The organism is Mycoplasmopsis primatum ATCC 25948 (assembly GCF_000702785.1).
Classification (GTDB): Bacteria; Bacillota_I; Bacilli_A; order Mycoplasmatales; family Metamycoplasmataceae; genus Mycoplasmopsis; species Mycoplasmopsis primatum.
The window spans coordinates 1-5,738 of record NZ_JNJV01000040.1; the positions used below are offsets into that span (position 1 = coordinate 1).

The window sequence follows — 5,738 nt, forward strand, 5'->3', positions numbered from 1 at the left end:
GGTGCTGTGTTAAATAAAGGGGTGCCTAAAAACAGTCAATAATAAGTAAGCTAAAGCTTACTTATTTCTTTTCTTCTTTACAAAAAACTTATCAATTACACATAAAAATACTTTGTGAAGGAGTGCAGATGGACAATACAATATTATTACCTGTTGAACAACCAAATAATGCACAACTTCTAATGAAACGTCATGCTTCGTATGATAGATATATTAAATTATGTAGCGCTGATTCTTGAACTCAAATTCAAAATTTTTGAAAACTTTATGAGAAAAAGAAATATTTAGATATTCCAGCGCATAAAGTGCTTGAGATGTGTGGTTGAAACCTTAGCATACTTAAAGAAATTGTCAAAATGTTGGCACATTCTAAAATGTTGCTTTACACATACTTAATTATTTTTAAGCATTCAAAAAAAGGCAAAAAATGAATAGATAAAAGCTTGTTAAAAGAATATGGCTTTGGCAAGTCATCTATTAATTTTGCTATAAATGAATTAAAAAAACTTAAATTAATATGAGAAGAAAATGGTCAAGTGAAATGCACTCCTAAATGCTTACTTAAAAAAGATAAAGGATATTACAAATTTAGTGGTGATTTAGTTTGAAGAGGACTATTTATTTTATCTGTAAAATGCTGAGAAGTATTAATGAAAGTTATCTGATTGAGCAAGCAAGTTAAAAAAAACAAAGCTGGTAAAAACAGAGGACAACTTAAAGAAGAAAATATGGTTCATCTACAAAATAACTTCTTAGGTTTATCTCAATCAACTGCTTATCGCTTTCTAAAAAAATTAAGCTTTTTATTAGGAAACATTGATTGACATATGCTTTTTAGATGAAAAAAAACATATGATACTGAGAAAGATCGTTTTAAAACATTAAGAATGTTAAAGCGCCAGATTGATGGAGACTACGCTATCTTTAGAAATATATAGAAACCTATGGCGAAATGAATGAAGCTAATCATTAGATTAGAGAATAGTCCGCACATCAATTAATTTTGATTAATTCTTATGAATGCTAATAGTCATTCTATGTTTTGTTGTGTCTATTTTGAAAAAATAAGCAGTGGTAACTAACAAAATTTATTTGAACGCCAACTACCGACCAAAAATATAAACATAATAAAAGAAACCTATGAATGAAATGAATAGGTTTCTGGCGCGAAAGCGTATACTAAGACTAAAGAAAAATGAATTAAAACTATATCTGGATGTCTTAAGAGATATGGAGTCTACACCGAATCAGAATCTATATTTATAGTCTATAGGAAGCAATATTGATATCTATAGCCTTTAGACCGCTTTGGAGCCTTAACCGAAACAAAGCCTCTAAGCCACCTAAATTGGACGGACAATAATTTATATGTTTTATTCGTTGGTTAAGCAAATAAAGCCATTTCTGCTTGTCTGGGGGCACATTTGATTATGTTAAGACAACCAAACATTAGAATATTAAGCAAAGAACCTTACATATGCCTATTAAAATTGGTCTAAAAAAAAGAAAAAAAAATAAATATCATCATCGTCAAAATTTAGCCACTTTTACGCTGAAAACAATATAAAAGCCTGCAGTAAACAATAAGAATTTCAGCAAACGATTGACTAACGCCTAAATGTTATATGGAATTTTTAGTGATTTTTACATTGAAATATTGTAAATTTAACTGTTTTTTTAAAGAAAAGTATTAATTTTGAAGGTTTTTTGCTTAAAAATAAGGAGAAAAATATGGAAAGAATAAATTATGTTCACTTAAAAGGACAACTTCATACAAAATCAAGCGTTTTGATATCTAAAAACGGAGCAAAATATCAATATTTTACGTTAAAAATTTTTAATCGACAAGAAGCAGCGGGTGATAAAACTATATGAGACTATGTGCAATGTATTGCTTTTAATAAATATGCTGAAAAAATATCAAAAATTCCATTAAAAACTTTATTAACTGTAAAAGGTGAAATTATGGCTCCTAAAAGGAAAGAAAAACAAGACTTTTCAGTTAATGTTTGGGCTATTGGCGAACCTATTTCAGAGCAAACAATTGACAATAAACCTGAAAATAATGACTAAATAATGAATTTTTAAACAAAAAAGGAGAAAAAAATGGATCAACAAGAAAAAACTGACTATACAAGATTTGTAAAACCAGCAGAAATGGAAGTTAAACCTTATGAATTTGATATAGATGATAGAAATATTGAGAGCCAAGAACTACAAACTCAAACAGTAATAACCAAATGAAAAACCAAAAGAACTTCATTAAAAGCATTGTTTTGAACATTTTTCATTGGGTCATTATTTGGACTGGTGCAATTATTTATATGCTTATTTTCTAAAAATATAACTGTTATTTATTATGCATTTGTAGTGACATTAATTGTCTCATTAACAACATTTCTAATAAGCACAATGATTTATTACGTCTCTGGTTTAATCATTTTTAGGAAACGTTTGAAATACAAAATGATTTATAAATACAGTAAAGCAAGATTGGCATTTTGACCATTTTACAGTTGAAAATCATTATGCAAAATACAAAGAAAAAATGAAAATAACAACGAATAAGTAAGCACGAAAATTCTAAATTTTAAATACTAAAAGTAAAAATATTTCTGTTTTATTTTTTACTAAAAAGACTATAAAACAGTTAAATAAGTTATTTATTATTCAAATAATATATAAAAAAATGAAGGTTCAATATGAAAACAAAACAAATAAACTACAAAAGATATTCAGGTAAATGCGTATTAATTAAACTGAAATTTGATGACAAGGTAGAACTGCGCATGGGTTATTTTTTAAAAGATATTGAACGCCTTGACTGATTTACAATATTCGGCCTTGATGTAGAAAATGGCGATATTTATTGACTTGATTTTCATAAAAAAAACATTCAATCAATTGTTTGTTTGCCTGATCCAGCAAGGAGAAAATAAAAATGGAATTGTTTGATGATGGACCAATACATAATTACGATAATAATTCATCTAAAAAAATTATTAAGTCATACATTATAGATGACGTTAGCGATGATGAATATAACAACAATGGCGAGCTTTTAAATATAGAGAATGAAAGAGACTTCTATTGGAATGAAATAGCCCCAGCAATATATCAATTAGAAAAGGATCAACTTGATATAGGAGTATTTTTAGTTAAATATATACAAAATTATGTTGATGAAAACATTGAAAAGATTGATTGTAATAGGTTAAAAGCATTTTGAAGTGATGATTTTCTTTTAAAAGAAGTATTCAACAAAGAAGGACACAGTATTAATGTTTTGCCCTTAATAAAAGACGTTTTATTGTTTAGATTAGGTAAAGATAATACTAATATTTCTTTCAAAAATATAAACATTAATGACCGATATTTAATACAGGTAGATATAGGCAGTTTTTGAGATATTTGATGCTGCATTTACTTCTTTATTTTAGATAAATTAAGTATTCCAAGATATATTAAAACACAAATTGAAAATAAATTAATTGATGACCTTAATAATCTTGTTCTTAATCTGTTAGAAGAAAAGAAATTATTTGAATTAGCTAATATCTATGAAATTACAAAGATTAATACTTTTGTTGAAATAGAAACAAAACAGTAAAAAAAACAATTAAATAATTGATTTTAAAATACCATTCGTTTTTTAACTAATTAAACTATAAAACAGACAAATTAGATATTTATCGTGATATTAAAAAGTTAATTTATGTGTTAGAAAATGACTGAGTTAATAGGAGAAAGAAATGCAAACAAATAATCAAGAAATTATTACTCATAAAGACCTAAATATTATATGAGATGAAAAGATTAATGGGTATATAACAGTAGGAGTAAAAGATAGAACTATTAAGAATATTATTATTCCTGATAACATTAAAGCAATAGGAAAATATACGTTTAGAGAATGTTATGAATTAGAAACCGTCACTATGTCTAATAGTGTAGAAATAATTGGCAAAAAAGCATTTGTTGGCTGCCGGAATTTAAAAGAGATTACACTATCACAAAACCTTAAAAAGATAGAAGAATCTGCATTTGACGATTGTAAAAGACTTGAAACTATTACCATACCTGATAGTGTAAAAACGATTGGAAAAGGCGCTTTTTTATTTTGTGATAAATTAAAGGAAATCACACTATCACAAAACCTTAAAAAGATAGCAGACGAAACTTTTCGCTATTGTAGCTCACTTGAAAAGATTTCTATACCTAATAATGTAAAAACTATTGGTGACTATGCATTTAGCAGTTGTATAAATTTGCAATTTATTACACTCCCTAATACTGTTGAAGCAATTGGAAATTCAGCCTTTTCTCATTGTGATTTTAAGAATATTTCACTTCCAGTACATTTAGAAAAAATTTCTAATAGGCTTTTTGCTGATTGTGATAATTTAGAAAATGTGACTATTCCAAATAGCGTTAAAGAAATTGGCGATTTTGCTTTTAGCTATTGTAAGAGTTTAAATAATATTTCATTGCCTAATAATCTTAGAATAATTGGTGGTTATGCTTTTGAAGGGTGCGAAAATTTAGAAAAAATTATTATACCCAACGAAGTAAAAATTATTGGTCCTTTTGCTTTTGGCTATTGTAAGAATTTAAAAAGCATCACACTTCCAAATGAGCTTTTAATACTTGATTCAAATGTTTTTGGTAGTTGCCATAGTTTAGAGACAATTGATATTCCCAACAAAGTAAAAAGCATTGGTAGCTATACATTTGAAAGGTGTTCAAATTTAAAAAATATTTCATTACCCGAAAGTCTTGAAACAATTGACAACTCTGCTTTTTATGGTTGTAAAAACTTGGAAAGCATTACACTTCCCAATAATATAAAAAAGATTTATGACTATGCTTTTGCATATTGTTCTAATTTAAAATCTGTTGCTATTCCTAATAGTATAGAAGCAATTGGAAAAGGTATTTTTGTTAATTGTAAAGGACTAAAAACAATTCTGATATTAGCGCCGTTTAAATTTTTAAAGCCGGTTTTCTTTGGTTCATGAGAAGAAACAGATGCTCAAATAGAAGTTGCTTAATTTCAAAAATAGGAGATTATTATGAGTGCAAAAATATTGGAAAACAAAGATTTATTAATTGTATGAAGCCATTATATTGATGGTTATGAAGTTATTAGAGTGAAAGACAAAACTATTAAGGAAGTAGTGGTGCCTGATGGTGTTAAAGCAATTTATGACTATGCTTTTGATTTTTGCCGGAATTTAGAAAGTGTTAAACTCCCTGAAAGCCTAAAACAAATTGGTGAATGCGCTTTTATTAATTGTAAAAATTTAGAAAGTATAACACTGCCTAAAAATATTGAAAGTATTGCCGGAGGCGCTTTTTATGGTTGTAAAAACCTAAGAAAAATTATTATTCCTAACAGTGTTGAGACTATCGGCGACCGTGCTTTTACTCATTGTCATAATATGGAGAGTATAACGTTGCCTAAAAATATTGGAAAAGTTGCCCAAGGGGCTTTTTATGGTTGTAAAAACTTAAAAGAAATTAATATACCTGAAGGCCTAAAACAAATTGATCAAGATGCTTTTGTTAATTGTGAAAGTTTAGAGATTATCACACTGCCTAAAAGTATTGAAAGTATTGCCGGAAGTGCTTTTTATGGTTGTGAAAATTTAAAAGAAATTAATATACCTGAAGGTGTTAAAACAATTAAAGAGGGTGTTTTTTCAAATTGTATAAGTTTAGAAACTGTTAAACTCCCT

General features: G+C 27.5%; 7 protein-coding genes. All 7 read left to right on the forward strand.

What is annotated here, in order from left to right; genetic code table 4:
* The first annotated feature begins 128 nt into the window (after positions 1-128).
* On the forward strand, positions 129-938 hold the full coding sequence (locus T386_RS04470; protein WP_029513813.1) for an MAGa4850 family ICE element protein: 810 nt from the start codon (positions 129-131) through the stop codon (positions 936-938).
* A gap of 793 nt (positions 939-1,731) precedes the next feature.
* Positions 1,732-2,073, forward strand: coding sequence for a single-stranded DNA-binding protein (locus T386_RS0103860; RefSeq protein WP_029513814.1), 342 nt, complete (start codon positions 1,732-1,734; stop codon positions 2,071-2,073).
* A 33-nt stretch (positions 2,074-2,106) separates the two neighbouring features.
* Entirely contained in the window at positions 2,107-2,568 is a 462-nt protein-coding gene (locus T386_RS0103865) for a hypothetical protein (RefSeq protein ID WP_029513815.1), read from the forward strand.
* Between the two features lie 134 nt (positions 2,569-2,702).
* On the forward strand, positions 2,703-2,939 hold the full coding sequence (locus T386_RS0103870) for a hypothetical protein (RefSeq protein WP_029513816.1): 237 nt from the start codon (positions 2,703-2,705) through the stop codon (positions 2,937-2,939).
* 2 nt (positions 2,940-2,941) lie between these two features.
* Positions 2,942-3,610: a hypothetical protein gene (locus T386_RS0103875; RefSeq protein ID WP_029513817.1), complete on the forward strand. Its 669-nt coding sequence runs from the start codon at positions 2,942-2,944 to the stop codon at positions 3,608-3,610.
* Positions 3,611-3,752: 142 nt separating this feature from the next.
* Positions 3,753-5,051, forward strand: a complete 1,299-nt coding sequence (locus tag T386_RS04475; protein WP_029513818.1) for a leucine-rich repeat domain-containing protein — start codon at positions 3,753-3,755, stop codon at positions 5,049-5,051.
* 21 nt (positions 5,052-5,072) lie between these two features.
* Positions 5,073-5,738, forward strand: a 666-nt coding sequence (locus tag T386_RS0103885) for a leucine-rich repeat domain-containing protein (protein ID WP_029513819.1), incomplete at its 3' end; no start/stop codon positions are given.